At 64.8% G+C, this 15927-nt stretch carries 15 protein-coding genes; all 15 read left to right on the top strand.

Features of this window, described 5'->3' with window-relative positions; genetic code table 11:
* The first annotated feature begins 93 nt into the window (after nucleotides 1-93).
* The 15 genes from plsY (at nucleotide 94) to C8C92_RS24325 (ending at nucleotide 15899) form a co-directional block, all read left to right on the top strand.
* Nucleotides 94-738, top strand: a complete 645-nt coding sequence (gene plsY / locus C8C92_RS24395) for a glycerol-3-phosphate 1-O-acyltransferase PlsY (protein ID WP_243420346.1) — start codon at nucleotides 94-96, stop codon at nucleotides 736-738.
* A gap of 90 nt (nucleotides 739-828) precedes the next feature.
* On the top strand, nucleotides 829-1509 hold the full coding sequence (locus C8C92_RS24390; protein ID WP_116745478.1) for a DsbA family oxidoreductase: 681 nt from the start codon (nucleotides 829-831) through the stop codon (nucleotides 1507-1509).
* 69 nt (nucleotides 1510-1578) lie between these two features.
* A complete protein-coding gene (locus tag C8C92_RS24385; RefSeq protein WP_116745477.1) occupies nucleotides 1579-1869 on the top strand; it encodes a DUF427 domain-containing protein in 291 nt (96 codons plus the stop codon).
* A 37-nt stretch (nucleotides 1870-1906) separates the two neighbouring features.
* On the top strand, nucleotides 1907-2872 hold the full coding sequence (locus C8C92_RS24380; protein WP_116745476.1) for a DUF2157 domain-containing protein: 966 nt from the start codon (nucleotides 1907-1909) through the stop codon (nucleotides 2870-2872).
* On the top strand, nucleotides 2869-4530 hold the full coding sequence (locus tag C8C92_RS24375; RefSeq protein ID WP_116745475.1) for a GDYXXLXY domain-containing protein: 1662 nt from the start codon (nucleotides 2869-2871) through the stop codon (nucleotides 4528-4530). Before C8C92_RS24380 ends, C8C92_RS24375 begins: the two co-directional genes overlap by 4 nt.
* A 102-nt stretch (nucleotides 4531-4632) precedes the next feature.
* Complete coding sequence (locus tag C8C92_RS24370) at nucleotides 4633-5877, top strand: metal-dependent hydrolase (RefSeq protein WP_116745474.1); 1245 nt, start codon at nucleotides 4633-4635, stop codon at nucleotides 5875-5877.
* Between the two features lie 231 nt (nucleotides 5878-6108).
* Nucleotides 6109-7860, top strand: a complete 1752-nt coding sequence (locus tag C8C92_RS24365; protein ID WP_116745473.1) for a cation:proton antiporter — start codon at nucleotides 6109-6111, stop codon at nucleotides 7858-7860.
* Between the two features lie 92 nt (nucleotides 7861-7952).
* Nucleotides 7953-8861, top strand: coding sequence for an ion transporter (locus tag C8C92_RS24360; protein WP_071075614.1), 909 nt, complete (start codon nucleotides 7953-7955; stop codon nucleotides 8859-8861).
* Between the two features lie 32 nt (nucleotides 8862-8893).
* The gene (locus tag C8C92_RS24355) at nucleotides 8894-9874 is read left to right on the top strand and encodes a 3-oxoacyl-[acyl-carrier-protein] synthase III C-terminal domain-containing protein (RefSeq protein ID WP_116745472.1); all 981 of its coding nucleotides are present in this window, start codon (nucleotides 8894-8896) and stop codon (nucleotides 9872-9874) included.
* 10 nt (nucleotides 9875-9884) lie between these two features.
* Nucleotides 9885-10922 carry an SDR family NAD(P)-dependent oxidoreductase gene (locus tag C8C92_RS24350; protein ID WP_099762264.1) on the top strand — a complete coding sequence of 346 codons (1038 nt, stop codon included), beginning with the start codon at nucleotides 9885-9887 and terminating at the stop codon, nucleotides 10920-10922.
* Nucleotides 10915-11745 (top strand): MBL fold metallo-hydrolase, encoded by an 831-nt coding sequence (locus C8C92_RS24345; RefSeq protein ID WP_116745471.1) that lies wholly within the window; start codon nucleotides 10915-10917, stop codon nucleotides 11743-11745. The genes C8C92_RS24350 and C8C92_RS24345 overlap by 8 nt, the downstream gene beginning before the upstream one ends.
* Complete coding sequence (locus C8C92_RS24340; RefSeq protein WP_116745470.1) at nucleotides 11742-13037, top strand: F390 synthetase-related protein; 1296 nt, start codon at nucleotides 11742-11744, stop codon at nucleotides 13035-13037. Before C8C92_RS24345 ends, C8C92_RS24340 begins: the two co-directional genes overlap by 4 nt.
* Nucleotides 13034-13672 carry a phosphatase PAP2 family protein gene (locus C8C92_RS24335; protein ID WP_116745469.1) on the top strand — a complete coding sequence of 213 codons (639 nt, stop codon included), beginning with the start codon at nucleotides 13034-13036 and terminating at the stop codon, nucleotides 13670-13672. Before C8C92_RS24340 ends, C8C92_RS24335 begins: the two co-directional genes overlap by 4 nt.
* The gene (locus C8C92_RS24330) at nucleotides 13669-14784 is read left to right on the top strand and encodes a sterol desaturase family protein (RefSeq protein WP_116745468.1); all 1116 of its coding nucleotides are present in this window, start codon (nucleotides 13669-13671) and stop codon (nucleotides 14782-14784) included. Before C8C92_RS24335 ends, C8C92_RS24330 begins: the two co-directional genes overlap by 4 nt.
* Entirely contained in the window at nucleotides 14781-15899 is a 1119-nt protein-coding gene (locus C8C92_RS24325; protein WP_243420345.1) for an acyl-CoA desaturase, read from the top strand. Before C8C92_RS24330 ends, C8C92_RS24325 begins: the two co-directional genes overlap by 4 nt.
* Nucleotides 15900-15927: the final 28 nt, after the last annotated feature.

The following is a 15927-nucleotide window of genomic DNA, read 5'->3' as shown; positions in this document are numbered from 1 at the left end:
ATCGTCCAAAGCCTGTTGCGGGGCATCGAGCATGGTGTATATTCTGCTGCGCCAGCCTTGATGCTGGTGCAATAAACATAACAAAGGGAAGAAATGAATCCAGTAATCACAACCGTGGCAATGACAGTGGCCGCTTACTTGCTCGGCTCGATATCGTTTGCCGTGGTGATGAGCAAGGTCTACGGCATTGCCGATCCGCGCACCTATGGCTCGAAAAATCCGGGCGCCACCAACGTGCTGCGCAGCGGCAACAAGGGCGCCGCCGTCATGACCTTGCTGGGCGACGGCGCCAAGGGCTGGCTGGCCGTGTTCCTGGCCGACCATTTTGCCAGCGCCCTGGGCGTGGGCGACACGGCCGTGGCCCTGGTGGCCATCGCCGTCTTCCTCGGCCATCTGTGGCCCGTGTTCTTCCGCTTTGTCGGCGGCAAGGGCGTGGCCACGGCCCTCGGTGTGCTGCTGGGCATCAATCCATGGCTGGGCCTGGCGACCCTGGCCACCTGGCTGATCATCGCCTACGCGTTTCGCTATTCTTCGCTGGCAGCGCTGGTGGCGGCCCTGTTCGCGCCGTTTTACTATGGCTTGCTGTTCGGCGTCGATCCTATCTTGCTGTCTGTCATCGTCATGAGCGTGCTGCTGGCCTACCGCCACAGCCAGAACATCGCTAACCTGCTCTCTGGCAAGGAAAGCAAGATCGGCGGCAAGAAGGATGCGGCCAAGGCCGCTGGCAAGAAGAAGTAAGCGCTTGATTTCCGGCGGCCCGCACGCATATGCTGTGCTTGCGGCGCCGCGCGGTGCGGCCGCCACCGACTCGCGCAAAGGCTGCCCACCATGACTCTTTCCACCTCCTCCACCTCCTCCGCCACACCCGTTCCCATCCGTATCGATTTCGTTTCCGACGTTTCCTGCCCCTGGTGCGTGATCGGCCTGAAATCGCTGGAGCAAGCCTTGGACAAGCTGCAAGATACCGTCCAGGCCGAGATCCACTTCCAGCCCTTCGAGCTGAACGCCAACATGCCGGCCGAAGGCGAGGATGTCGGCGAACACATCGCCCGCAAATACGGTTCCACCCCGGAACAGATGGCGCAGTCGCGCGAAGCGATCCGCGCGCGCGGCGAGCAGCTGGGCTTTACCTTCGCCATGGACAAGCGCGGCCGCATCTACAACACGTTTGATGCGCACCGGCTGCTGCACTGGGCTGGGCTCGAAGGGCGCCAGAAGGCACTCAAGATGGCGCTGTTCGATGCGTATTTCACGCAGGGCCAGAATCCGTCCTCGCACGAGGTGCTGCTGGCCGTGGCCGGCAAGGTGGGCCTCGATAGCGCGAAAGCGGCCGCAGTGCTGGCCTCCGATGCCTATGCGGACGAGGTGCGCGCGCAAGAGCAGTTCTACCAGCAGAACGGCATCAACTCGGTGCCGGCCGTCATCATCAACGAGCGCCACCTGATTTCCGGCGGCCAGCCTCCTGAAGTGTTTGAGCAAGCCTTGCGCCAGATCATCGCTGGCGCTTGAGCGGGGCGCCAATGGCGCGCGCCATGGCGGACTTTTTGCGCTACACTCGGCGCAGAGGAGGATAGTCAAATGCCAACAGCCAGCTGGAATGGCGCCGTCATCGCGCAAGCCACCGATGCGCAGGTGCAAGTCGTTGAAAACAATGTGTATTTTCCTTTAACGGCGGTGACGCAGGAGTACCTGCGGCCCAGCAGCCACACCAGCATCTGCCCATGGAAGGGCACGGCCAGCTATTACGACCTCGTCGTCGATGGACAGACAAATGCCGACGCCGCCTGGTATTACCCCCAGCCCAAGGATGCCGCCATGCAAATTGCCGGCCACGTTGCCTTCTGGCGCGGCGTGAGCGTCGAGCGCTGACCTGACTCCCCCTATTTCCTGACAAAGAAAGCAGACGATGGACTTACGCCTCGCCGTGTACCAACTCGCCTCGGCCCATGCGCTCGATGCCCAACAAACCCGGCAGTTGCAGGAAGTGGCCGGCTTCCAGCGCGAACCCGCGCGCCTGGCCTACTGGCTGCCGCGCGGCGTGGCCGTGCTGGGCGCCGCGCTGCTGGGCATGGGATTGATCTGCTGGGTGGCCGCCAACTGGGAAGACCTGGGTCGCATGGGCCGTTTTGCCCTGCTGCAAGGCGTGTTGGCCGCCACCTGCGTGGGTGCGTTTGCCGTACCCAAGGCGAGAGTCCCTTTGTTGCTGCTGGCCTTGCTGGCCATCGGCGGCCTGTTCGCGTATTTCGGTCAGACGTACCAGACGGGCGCCGATCCGTGGCAGCTGTTCGCCGTGTGGGCCGCGCTGGCCTTGCCCCTGTGCCTGGTGGCGCGCAGCGATGTGCTGTGGACACCGTGGATGCTGATTGTTTCGACGGCCGCCGCCTTGTGGATGCAGGCGCATGCGCACCACAGCTGGCGCATCAGTTCGGCCGACTTGTCCATTTTCGTCAGCGGCTGGCTGGCCGTGCTGCTGGCCTGCGCGTTTGTCTCACCCCTGCTGGCGCGCTGGACGGGTGCGGGCAGCTGGGCCTTGCGCCTGGGCCTGGTGCTCGCCACCATCCTTATCACGGGCACGGCCGTCAGCGCCCTGTTCGGCAGCGAAGTCGGGTCGCCGTACTGGGCCGGGCTGGGCTTGCTGGCCGTCGCCGGCGTCCTGCTGGCCACGCGCCGCTTGTTTGACGTGTTCGGCCTGAGCGCCGTCGCGCTGGGCCTGAACACCCTGCTGGTGTGGGGGCTGGGATACGTGCTCTTCAATGGCGGTGGCAATGGCGATGGCATCGGCAGGCTGGTGATGCTGGGATTGGTCGCTGCCGTGCTGCTGGCGCTGACCGTGCAAGGCATTTTGTGGCGCACGCGCCAGGAGGCGGCATGAGCAATATCAACAGTCAACGAGCCGATGCGCTCGCCACCCTGATCGACGACGCCACGCGCGCCGGTTTGTTGCCGTCGGGTACCAGCCGTCCCGTGCAGGATGTCCGGCCGTGGCCGCTGGTGCTGATGACGGCCTTCGGCGCCTGGCTGGCTGCCATCCCCTTGGTCCTGGCGCTGGGCGCGGGCCTGGAGAGCGTGGTGCGCCATGGTCCCGGCGCGTACATCGTGGCCGCCATCGTGCTGCTGGTGTCTGTGCTGCTGATCCGCATGCGCGGCGTGCCGCTGTTTGTCGAGCAGCTGGCCGTGCCCTGCCTGCTGGTGGGCGGCAGCTTGCTCGGCTATGCCCTGTACCGCGATTGTTCCACGCAGACGGCATCGCTGCTGCTGTGCCTGGCCTGCCTGGCGGTGGCCGCCGCCTTGCCGCGCGACTGGCTGCGCGTGCTGCTGGGGCTGGTCGCCTGCGGCTTGCTGGGACTGGGCATCATCGATAGCACGCGCGACTGGATTTTCGAGAACGACCCCACGCAACTGTATCTGGCCTGGATGCTGGCCCTGGCACTCTGGCTGGGCGCGCACTGGCTGCAGAAGCAGGCCTTCAACGATGGCCGCGGCGCGCCCGTCGCCGCCTTCCTGGAATCGCTGTCGACGGGGTGGGTCCTGGCCATCTTGCTGGGCCTGGTCTTCTGGTCCGGAATGACCTTCATGCTGGGCGGTGCGCTGGGCAATGGTGTTGCCGGCGACGTGGCGCGCGAAGTCACCCGGCACCAGGCCGGCGCCTGGTATGCGCAGGCGTTAAATGGGGTGTCGCTCGTGCTGGCCACGGCGGCGGCCGTCTGGACGGGATGGCGCTGGCCGGCCTTGCGCCAGTTGCCCGCCATCGGCGTGGCGCTGGTGCTGGTCGTGCTGGCGTGGTTCATGCCGGCGCTCGGTCCCGTGCTGCTGATCCTTGCGTATTGCGTGACGAGCGGGCGCACGCGCGTGGCCGTGGCGGCCGCGCTGGCGGCGGCGTGGATCATCGGCAGCTTTTATTACCAGCTGGCCTGGCCGCTGGCCAGCAAGGCGGCGCTGCTGGCCGTGGCCGGCGCCGTGCTGTGCGCCCTGTCGTGGCTGGCCACGCGCGGCGCCGTGCTGCACCTGGTGGAAAGCAAACCATCGGGCGTGGCGGCCGAACATCGCGCCGTGCGCCTGGGCGTGCTGGGGGGCTTGCTGCTGGTGCTGCTGGTCGCCAATGGCGGCATCTGGCAGAAAGAGCAGCTGATCGCCAAGGGGCAAGCCATCTTCGTGGCGCTGGAACCCGTCGATCCCCGTTCGCTGATGCAGGGCGATTACATGCGCCTCAATTTCGTCAACCTCGGAGTGCTGAGCACCCTGGCCAGCGTGGACAGGGCGCCAGGCCGGCCCCTCGTGGTGGCCAGGCGCGATGCGCGCGGCGTGGCAGAACTGCTGCGTCCGTACACCCAAGAGGCGCTGGCGCCCGGCGAATTCCTGCTCGAGCTGACGCCGAAGGATGGCAACTGGGTGCTGGTCAGCGATGCCTGGTTCTTCAAGGAAGGCGAGGCGGCGCGCTGGGAAAAGGCCCGCTATGGCGAGTTCCGCGTGCTGCCAGATGGCCGCGCCTTGCTGGTGGGCATGCGCGGGGAAGATTTACAGGCGCTGTAGCCGCTTGATTGAACAAACCCAATGGCAGAATCCGGGGTCGTACCCTGAGGGTACGACCCCAGCCTTTGCTCTTGGGGTGGCCGCATCCTGTAAAATTGCCCGATGGATAATATTACGCATTCGGTCATCGGCCTCGGGGTCGGTGAACTGCTACACCGCAGCCTGCCGCCCGAGCCGCACCCCCCCGCTCAGCGCACCCGGCGTGCGCTGTTTCTGTTTACGGCCTGGTTTGCCAGCAACGCGCCCGACCTGGACCTGGTGCTGACCAAGCTGCTGCCGCGCCCGTTCGGCTACATGTTGCACCACCGTGGCCACACGCATACCTTGCTGCTGGCCTTGCCGCAGGCGCTGCTGTTGCTGGCCTTGCTGTGGCTGCTGTGGCCCGGCGCACGCCGCTTGCTGAAAAGCAGTGTGCCCGCCCGCGTGGGCCTGGCGGCCTGTCTGTTGCTGGGATTTTGCTTGCACATGGGTATGGATTTCCTCAATTCCTATGGCTTGCACCCGTTTTATCCGTTCGACAGCCGCTGGCTGTATGGCGACATGGTCTTCATTGTCGAACCCATGTTCTGGGTGCTGCTGGGCGTGCCCGTGATCATGTCCTTGCGCTACGGCATCGTCAAAAGCGTGCTGCTGGCCGCGCTGGCGGCGGCCCTGTGTTTCTTCACCTATCAATCCTACCTGGCGCCTGCCTCGCTGGCCGTGCTGCTGGGGCTGGGCGTGGTGCTGGCCGTGCTGCAAGGGCGGGCCGGCGAGCGGGGACGGGGAGCGCTGCTGCTGGCCTTCGCGCTGGCGGCCACCTTCATCGGCACGCAGGGCGTGGCCTCGGCCATTGGCCGTACGCGCATCGAGGCGGCCGTGCAGCGCCTGGACCCCGGCACGCGCGTGTGGGATGTGGCGATGACGGCGTTTCCCAGCCACCCGCTGTGCTGGATCTATGTCTCGCTCGACAGCAAGACCGACGTGTACACCCTGCGGCGCGGCACTTTGAGCCTGCTTCCCGAGTCGCTGGCGCCTGCCGCCTGCCCGGCCGGGCTGGCCGAGACGGGCAAGCAAGGACAGCAGTTGGCGCCCGGCATTACCGTCTCCGCGCAGGCGGCAGGCAGCCTGGCCGCCTTGCGCACCCTGCAGGAAGACAATTGCTATGTCGACGCCTGGTTCCGCTTTGCCCGCATGCCCAGGTTGCATGCGGACAAGCTGACGGACGTGCGTTTCAACCCCGGCATGCTGCCCAATTTTACGAGTGTGGAACTGCAGCAGTTCCGTAGCCGCCCTTGTCCCGCCTACGTGCCGGGCTGGGACCGCCCCCGTGCCGACATGCTGGCGCCGCCGCAAGCGGATCGCCGGTAGCGAATTTGTTGCCTTGTGGAAAAATATCGTGTGTGCACTTACTTCCTTGTCGCCCAGCATGTGATAATTGTAAATTCGGCATGAGTAATATTTACAACGCCTGGCAAAACCGTAGCGAGCGGATGTGAGTTGTGGTTGAGAAGCGGAGCTGTGCGAATGCACAGTGAGCATCGGAGACCGCAAATCGCGCCGCGCAGTAGGTTTTGACAGGTGTTCTTAGTTAGGATTATTTTGGAAGAACAACACGCCTTACCTTACTTGCGCGAAACCCTGCTGTTTCTCGCCCTGGCCGGGATTTTTATTCCGCTATTGCAACGCCTGAAAGTCAACCAGGTGCTCGGCTTCCTGGCCGTCGGTGCCCTGTTCGGCCCGTTCGGCTTCGGCTTGTGGGCCGGCGATTTCACGTGGCTGACGTATTTTTCGTTCGTGCGTGCCGAGCAGGTCAGCGGCCTGGCCGAGCTGGGCGTGATGTTTTTGATGTTCATGATCGGCCTGGAACTGTCGACGGAACGGCTGTGGGCGCTGCGGCGCTGGGTGTTTGGCGCGGGCGTGGGGCAGGTGGCTGTCAGCGCCTGCCTGATCGGCGGCGTCGCGTATTACTTCGGCTTGTCGCTGGAAGCGTCCATCGTGCTGGGCCTGGTGCTGTCGCTGTCGTCCACGGCCGTGGTGATGCAGCTGCTGACCGACCAGCGCTCGCTGCAGACCCCAAGCGGCCAGGCGGGCTTTTCCATTTTGATGTTCCAGGATCTGATGGTGGTGCCGCTGTTCATCCTGATCGACGTGTTCGCCAGCGGGCGCAGCGACGACCTGGCGTATCTGCTCAGCTTTGCGGCCGTGAAATCGGCGGGTGCCATCCTGCTGATCTATCTGTTGGGGCGCCGCGTGATTCGCCCCCTGTTCCAGTTTTTCGTCAAGAAGCACCAGCCGGACGTGTTCATGGCCCTGACCTTGCTCAGCACCCTGGGCATCGCGGGCCTGACGTATCTGGCGGGCCTGTCGATGGCGCTGGGCGCCTTGCTGGCCGGCTTGCTGCTGGCGGAGACGGAATTTCGCCACGAAGTCGAAGTGACGATCGAGCCATTTAAAGGTTTGTTGATGGGCTTGTTCTTCATGTCCGTGGGCATGCAGATCGACGTGCGCGAAATCTTCAAGTCCCCGGTCTTGATTCCGCTAGCCGTGCTGAGCCTGTTTGCCTTGAAAACCCTGGTCATCAGCGTGATCTTCCGCATTGGCGGCTTTCACTGGGGGCGCGCCGTGGAAACGGGCGTGCTGCTGGGGCAGGGTGGCGAATTCGCCTTCATCGTCGTCGCGTATGCGCTGGGTACCAAGCTGATCGGCCCGCATGTGGCGCAGTTCGTCATGCTGGTGGTGGGCCTGAGCCTGTTTGCCACGCCGGCGCTGGCCAAGGCGGCGCGCGCGTTCGGCAACTGGTGGGAACGGCGCCACCACCATCAGCTGGCCGACCTGGCGCACGGCGCGCCGCCGCCGCAGGGCAGCACCGTCATCATCGCCGGTTTTGGCCGTGTGGGGCAGTTGCTGGCGAAGGTGCTGACGGAACAGGATATCGCCTATGTGGCGATTGAAAATGATGCGCGCCTGGTGACAACCCTGCATCCGCGCGGTTTCCCCGTGTATTTCGGCGATGCGTCGCGCGCGGAACTGTTGCAAAAAGTCAATGCCGACCGGGCTGCCGCCGTGGTGCTGACCATGGACCATGCGGCCTCCGTGCTGCATGCCGTGAAATCGATCCGCCGCGAATATCCGCTGCTGCCCGTGTATGCGCGGGCCCGCGACGAGGCGCATGCGGTGGCCTTGATACAGGCGGGCGCCACCCTGGTCGTACCCGAGGCGCTGGAGTCGGCGCTGCAGCTGACGGCCACCGTGCTGCACACGGTGGGCCTGTCGGAAGCGCGCACGACGGACATCGTGCAGGCCGAACGCGACCGGCGTAATGCCGTGTTGCTGGCGAAAAAGCTGTCGTAGCGTTGTTGTAGTGAAAGCTGTAGCGCAAGCGTGCGTGTCGCCGTGCTTTGTAAATTATCTATACAATAATAGTATATGAGCACACTACCCACATGAAAGCCGCGACGAAGAGCGCGGCGGCACCCTTGACTCCGCAGCAATTGGCGGCGCAGGAAACGCAGCAAAAATTTGGCAAGCCCGAGCGGGGCTGGCGCGAGCAGGTGTACACCGTCATTTTCGAGGCGGAAACGCGCACGGGCCGCGCTTTTGATTTGCTGCTGATCGCCGCCATCCTGATCAGCGTGACAGTGGTCGTGCTCAGCAGCGTCGCCTCCGTGGCCGAGCGCTATGGCACCTGGCTGACGGCGCTGGAATGGTTTTTCACCATTTTATTTACCATCGAATATTGTGCCCGCCTGGCGTGCCTGCAGCATCCGGTGCGCTACGCCAAGAGTTTTTTTGGCGTCATCGACTTGCTGGCCATCGTGCCGACCTACATCGGCTTGCTGTTGCCGGGCGCGCACGTGCTGATCGACGTGCGTATTTTGCGCCTGCTGCGCATGTTCCGTATCCTCAAGCTCACGTCGTATGTGCATGAATACACGGTGCTGGGGCGGGCCTTGCTGGCCAGCCGGCGCAAGATCCTCATTTTCTTGTCTTTTGTCATGATGGTGGTCTTTCTGTTGGGTACTGTGATGTATGTCGTGGAAGGACCGGATCACGGTTTCAGCAGCATCCCCACGTCGATCTATTGGGCCATCAGCACCATGACCACGGTGGGTTTTGGCGATATCACGCCGCGCACCGACATCGGGCGCACCATCGCTTCGCTGATGATGCTGCTCGGCTGGGGCATCCTGGCAGTGCCTACCGGCATTATCAGTGCCGAAATGACGGTACAGCGCAGTTCCAAGCTGGTCACCACGCGTACCTGTCCCACGTGCCTGAAAGAAGGGCTCGATGATGATGCCAATTTCTGCAAGAACTGCGGTGTCGATTTGCCGCCGCTGGCACGTGATTAATTCATAACCATATTTACTTTGTTAAGGCCAACATGATTCCAGTTCGCCTGATCGCGACGGGCAAAGCCGTGCCGTCGCATAGCGTTACTTCCTCCAGCCTGGACCTGAAATTGGGCCATCCGGCCGGTTACACCCTGCGCAAGAGCGGCGTGCTGTCGCGCTTTGTCGCCGCGCCCGATGAATCGCAAAGCCAGCTGGGCGCCGCCGCTCTGCTCGACGCGCTGAAGAACGCCAGCCTGCGTCCGGCCGACATCGACTTGCTGATCTGCGCCTGCGGCGTGCCCGAGCAAGCCTTGCCGAACACGGCCTGCTTCGTGGCCGAACATGCGGGCTTGCCGCCAGGCACGCAAAGCTTCGATGTCAACGCCAGTTGCCTCAGTTTCATGGCCGCCTTCCGCGTGGCCGCGTCCATGCTGGCCGGTGGCGCCTACCGCCGCATCGCCATCGTCTCGTCCGACCTCGCCTCGCGCGGGGTCGACTGGAGCGAGCCGGAAGCGTCGATGATCTTTGGCGACGGCGCCGCCGCCGTCATCGTCGAGCGCGGTGACGGCAGCGCCGGCATCCGCGCCTACAAGATGGGCACGTATCCGGAAGGGCGGCGCTACTGCGAAATTCGCGGCGGCGGCACCGAGCGCAACCCCCGCAACGGCTGCGAACCGGGCGATTACCTGTTCCGTATGGATGGCAAGGCCGTATTCCGCCTGGCCGTCAAGGTGATGCCGGATTTCCTCGCGGAATTGATGGCCGAATCGGGCGCCGGCCTGGAGAAAGTCGATGTGGTCGTGCCGCACCAGGCCAGCCCGCTGGGGCTCGCGCATGCGGCGCGCATCCTCGACGTTCCCGATGCTAAAATCATCAAGATCTTTGAAACGCACGGCAACCAGGTGGCTGCCTCCTTGCCCACCGCCCTGCACGAGGCGGTGATGACGGGGCGGGCCGTGGCCGGCCAGCGTTTGCTGATGATGGGCACGGCTGCAGGCCTGACCATCGGCGGCATGATTCTTGATCTGTGAAGGTGGTGCGATGAGGCGGATACTGGTCACGGGAGCGACGGGCGGCTTGGGGCGCAATGCCGTGCGCACCCTGCTGGCGCAGGGCGTGGAAGTGCGCGCCACGGGCCGCAACGCCGCCGTGGGCCGTGAACTCGAGCGCATGGGCGCGCAATTCGTGGCGCTCGATCTGGCGCAAGCCTCGCCGCGCCAGGTCGATGAGCTGGTGCGCGGCATGGACACCGTCTGGCACTGCGCCGCGCTGTCCTCGCCATGGGGCGCCGAGCGCGACTTCATCGCCGCCAACGTCACGGCCACGGGCCAGCTGCTGCGCGCGGCCGCCAGCTTGCACGTGGCGCGCTTCGTGCACATTTCCACGCCGGCCATGTATTTCGATTACCGCAACCGCTACGACGTGCCGGAAACCTTCCGTCCCGATGCTTTCGTCAACGCGTATGCGCGTTCCAAGGCGATGGCGGAAAAGCTGGTGCAGGAGTCGGTCGACCGCCAGCGCGGCATGACGTGCGTGATCCTGCGCCCGCGCGCCATCTTCGGTCCGTACGACCAGGTACTGATCCCGCGCCTGGCGCGCGTGCTGCAGGAGCGCGGCGGCAAGCTGCCGCTGCCCAATGGCGGCGCGGTCAGCATCGACATCACCTATGTCGACAACGTCGTGCACGCGATGTGGCTGGCCACCGTGCACAAGACCATCGCTTCCGGCGCCGCCTTCAACATCACGAATGGCGAACCGGCGCGCCTGTGCGACATCTTGCGCACGCTGTTTTGCGAGCACCTGCAGCAGCCGTTCCAGATCGTCAGCGTGCCCTACCGCGTGCTGGCGCTGCTTGCCCGCCTGATGCAGTTCGCTTCGCGTTTTACGGGGCGCGAGCCATCGCTCACGCCCTACAGCATCGGCGCGCTCAGTTTCGACATGACGCTCGATAATGCCAAGGCGCGCAAGGTGCTCGGCTACCGTCCCATCGTCAGCCTGCAGGAAGGCATCGCCCTGACGGCGCAGTGGATGCGCCAGGAAGCGGCGGCGCACAAGGTGGGCAAGGAGCGAAATGGCTAGCATCACCGCGTTTCGCGTCGGCCACTGCACGCATCCCTCGTGCATGGTCTTGAAAGGCAGCGGGCTGGCCAGCCGCTGCTTCCCCTCGCGCGCCTATCTGATCGAAACGCGCGCGGGCCTGTACCTGTGGGACACCGGCTACGCCGAGCACTTCCGCGCCGCCACGTCGAAAGGCGTGTACCGCCTGTATGCGTGGGTGACGCCGATTTCGTTCGACGAGAATGAATCGCTGCGGGGCCAGCTGCGCGCGCACGGCGTATCGCCCGGCGACATTCACACCTTGCTGCTGTCGCACTTCCACGCCGACCATATCGCCGGCCTGCGCGACTTTCCCGGCGCGCGGCTGATGGCCTCCCAAACGGGCTGGGACGCCGTGCGCGGCCTGTCCGGCGTAGCCGCCGTGCGCCAGGCCTTCGTGCCCGAGCTGCTGCCGCCCGATATTGCCGACCGCCTGGCTTTTGTCGACAGCGTGCCCGAGACGGCCTTGCCGGCGGCCCTGCTGCCATTTACGCACGGGCGCGACGTCAGCGGCACGGGCGAGATCTACATCGTCGACCTGCCCGGCCACGCCATCGGCCATCTGGGCGCCTTCGTGCTGCAGGACGGCGGCTGGACCCTGCTGGCGTCGGACGCGGCCTGGGTGCCGGAGAGTTTTCAGCAGCTGCGCGGGCCGTCCGAATTGTCCTTCCTCATTCAGCACAAACGCGCGCCGTACTACGCCACCTTGAACCGCTTGCATCAGTTGCACCAGTCGGGCAATGCGCAGATCCGCATCACGCATGAAGATACGCTCGATTATTTGCCTGTGGCGGGCCGCCCGTGAAGCGTATCGTCTGGCTGTTGCTGTCGTACTGGCGCACGCGCCGCCTGCGCTTTACGGATCGCGCGCAGCTGGACGTCTACCAGCGGGAGCAGCTGGCGCGTTTCATCGATGTGCTGTGTGCGCGCAGCCGCTATTTCGCACCGTACCGCAAGCTGCCGCTGGCGCAGTGGCCCACGATGAACAAGGCGCTGATGCTCGAGCATTTCGACGCCATGAACACCGAGGGCGTCACCCTGGCGCAGGCGATGGACGCGGCCATGGCGGCCGAGCATAGCCGCGACTTCACGCCCGCAGTGGGCGACATCACGGTGGGCCTGTCGTCGGGCACCTCGTCGCGGCGCGCCGTGTTTACCGTCAGCCCCCGCGAAAAGGCGCAATGGGCGGGCGTGATGCTGGCCAAGGCGCTGCCCGACGGCCTGTTTTCCGGCGAAAGAGTCGCGCTGTTCCTGCGCGCGAACAGCAATCTGTACACGGCCGTGCGCTCGCCGTGGCTCACGTTTGCCTTCTACGATCTGTTCGAACCGTTCGACAGCCTGTGCGCGCATCTGGCGCGCTATCAACCAACTGTAATCGTCGCGCCGGCCCAGGTGCTGCGCCAGCTGGCCTTGCGCGTCATCGATGGCAGTCTGGCGCTGGCGCCGAAAAAGGTCATCTCGGTCGCCGAAGTGCTCGAAGCGCAGGACCGCGCGCTGATCGTGCAGGCGTTTGGCGCCGTGCATGAAATCTACCAGGCCACCGAGGGTTTTCTTGCCAGCAGCTGCGAACACGGCGTGCTGCACCTGAACGAGGAATACGTGCACATCGAGCCGCAGTGGCTCGACGCTGAAGAACGTCGTTTTGTGCCCGTGATTACGGACTTCACGCGCATCACGCAACCCATCGTGCGCTACCGCCTCGACGATATTTTGCTTGCGCGCGCCACGCCATGCCCGTGCGGCCGCGCCACGCGCGCCATCGATGGCATCGAAGGGCGCTGCGACGACATGCTGCTGCTTCCCTCTGAACGCGGCGGCGCCCCCATCGCCGTGTTTGCCGACGTGCTGACGCGCGCCTTCGCGCAAGCCTTGCCGCCGGATGCAGACTACCGCCTGGTGCAGTCGGGCGACAGCGCCTTGCAGCTGCATGCTGCCCTGGACGACGCTGGCCTGGCGGCCTTGCGCGCACATCTGGCAGTGGTGCTGCGCGGGCTGGGCGTGGCCGTCGATGGCCTGGCCTGGACGGTGAGCGGCGAACTGCCTCCCTTTGACCCCACCATGAAACGGCGCCGTATCCGGCGCCTTGCGACTGCATGAATCCTTCTTCCATGACCGTACGCTGCCGCCTGCTGCATCTGCTGGCTGGCTGGGGCAGCGTCGGCCTCGTGTATTTTTCCAGCGATGTGCTGCAAGGGCAGGGCGTGCTGCTGCCGGAAACGGCATTGGATCGCGCCATTCCCTACAGCGACGCCGCCATCTGGCTGTATCTGTCCTTCTTCATCCTGATCCCGTACGCCTACCTGGTGGCCGATGCAGCGCGCGTGCGCTGGCTGGCGCGCGCCATGGCGCTCTCCGCGCTGGCGTGCGGCGTGGTCTTCCTGCTGTACCCGACCACGCTCGCGTATCCGCCCGTGGGTGACGGCAGTGCCTGGAGCACGCAGGCGCTGCGCATGCTGCAGGCGGCGGACTCCGCGCAAAACTGCCTGCCGTCGCTGCATGGCGCACTGACATTGCTGTGCGTGTGGGCCTTGTGCGACAAACGCCACCTGCTGCGCTCCGCGCTGTCCCTGGTGCTGGGCGTGGCCATCTGCTACGCCATCATCGCGCTGCGCCGGCATGTCAGCATCGACCTGGCCGCTGGCCTGGCTGTTGGCATCGCTGGCGGCATGCTGGCGAAAATGCAGGTATTCTGGCTTACCCGCCGCGTCATTTCCATCAAAACCGCATCATGATGAATCCCTTTGCCCTGTCGTTTTTGATCATGCTGGCCTTCGTGCTGGCCGAACTGCTGATCCTCAAATGGGTGCGCAAGACCCCGGTGCCGTGGAAAGACGTCATTTTCAACCTCAATTCCGGCCATATCCTGATGTGGGTGTTCCGCGGCGTGGAAGTGGCCGCGTTTGCCCTGCTGCTGCGCCATGTGAACCTGCACATCGTCGACCAGTGGCCCGTGGCCGTGCAATGGGTCTTCGCTTTTTTTGCCTGGGACCTGTGCTTTTACTGGATGCACCGGCTGCACCATAAAATCCCCCTGCTGTGGGCCGTGCACGTGGTGCACCACCAGGGCGAGCATTTCAACCTGTCGCTGGGCGTGCGCAATTCCTGGTATTCGTCGCTGACGAATTTCCCCTTCATCGCCATCCTGGCCGTGCTGGGCGTGCCGCTGGAAATCTTCCTCGTCGTCTCGTCGCTGCATTACACGGTGCAGCTCTATAACCACAATGCGCTGGTGAACAAGTCCGGCATCCTCGATCGTTTCATGATCACGCCGTCGCACCACCGCGTGCACCACGGCACCGATAAACGCTACATCAACCGCAATTTCGGCGGCACCCTGCTGTTGTGGGACCGGCTGTTCGGCAGCTTCCAGCCAGAACTCGAGGGCGTGGAAATGCGCTATGGCGTGAAGGGCATGACACCCACGCACAACCCGCTGTTGGCCAGCAACGGCAAATTATTTACCTGGCTGCGCGCGCGCTTTCCGCACTGGCAGTCGCGCGGTACTTTTCACGTTCCCGAGCTGTTCATCGGCATCGGCGGCGTGATTCTGTTTGGCCTGGTGATCTATTACGTCAACCATGAAGCGGTGCTGGCCGGCGCACAGCAGGCGATCCTGTTCGCGCTGATCTTCGGCGGCACCCTGGCGCTGGGCGGCCTGTCCGATGCGCGCCGCTGGGGCGCCATCGCCTGGGTCGCCATCGCCGTGGCCACGCCGGTCCTGTATCTGGGCTGGTATGGCGCGCGCGACGCATGGGGCATGGTGTTTTTGGCCGCGCTGCTGGCGCATGGCCTCGACGGCGCGCGCCGCCTGTGGTGGCCGGCCGCGGCAGGGACGCGCGCGTGACGCAGCCTGTACCTTCGTTGCCGCCGCTGCGCTTCCAGCCCGCGCGCGATTCCGCCTTCCGCCGCGAACTGCGCGCGCGCGCCGATGCCTACCTGGCCAGCGAAGGAAAGCACCGCTTTGGCGACCTGCGCATGCACGCGAAAGCCGTGTTCCTGGCCGCGCTGACGGCGGGGCTGTATGCGCTGGCCTTGAACTCCGACAGCACCTGGCCGTTTGTCGCCAGCTATGTCGCCTGCCTGGTCGCGGCCATGGCGCTGGCCATGAATACCCTGCACGACGCGGCCCACAGCGCCGTCTTTCGCCAGGGACGCCTGAACCGCATGCTGATCCGCCTGGTGGGCTTGCCCGTGGGCGTGGACACGGATTTCTGGACCATCCGCCACGTGCACTTCCATCACACGTATGCCAACGTGGAAGGCTATGACCTCGACACGGAACCGAACCCCTTCCTGCGCCAGACGCCGTTCCAACGCTGGTCGCCCCAGTACCGCTATCAATACCTGTACTGGCCCGTGGTGGCGGCCTTGTCGCTGCCGTATTTGAACTGGTATGGCGACTGGCTCGATCGCTTCGACAAGACGCCCGTGGCCGCGCACAGCCGCCTGCAGGGCTGGCGCGGCTGGTTGTCGTTCCTGGGCTGGAAGCTGGGCCACGTGGCGCTGGTGCTGGCGCTGCCCATGTGGGTGCTGCAGCAGCATGGCATCGGCTGGGGCGTGGTGCTGGGCGCGTATTTCGTGGGCCAGATGCTCGCCTCGTGCGCGCTGGTGGCGCTGATTCTCGGCACGCACTGGGCCGAGGTGGAATTCTTCCAGCCGGGCCAGGACGGCACCTTGCCGCACGACTGGTATCAGCACACCTTTTATACGGCCTGCGACTGGACGCCGCAACCGCGTCGTTTGCGCTGGCTCGGCTACTGGCTCGGCGGCCTGAATCTGCACCTGACGCACCACCTGTTCCCCACCTGGAACCACCGCCACTACCCGGCGCTGGCGCGCATCATCGCCGAACTGGCGCCACGCCATGGCCTCGTCTACCGCGAACTCGGTTATGGCCAGCTGCACGCCTCTCAGCAAGCCTTCCTGCGTGCCATGGGCCTGCCGCCCGCAACGTCCTGATGAATCGCGCTTGACTGGGCTTCTGTTT

This window comes from Janthinobacterium sp. 78 (genome assembly GCF_003096775.1).
In the GTDB taxonomy this organism is placed as follows: domain Bacteria; phylum Pseudomonadota; class Gammaproteobacteria; order Burkholderiales; family Burkholderiaceae_D; genus Janthinobacterium; species Janthinobacterium tructae.
This window is presented reverse-complemented; position numbering and strand designations above follow the sequence as displayed.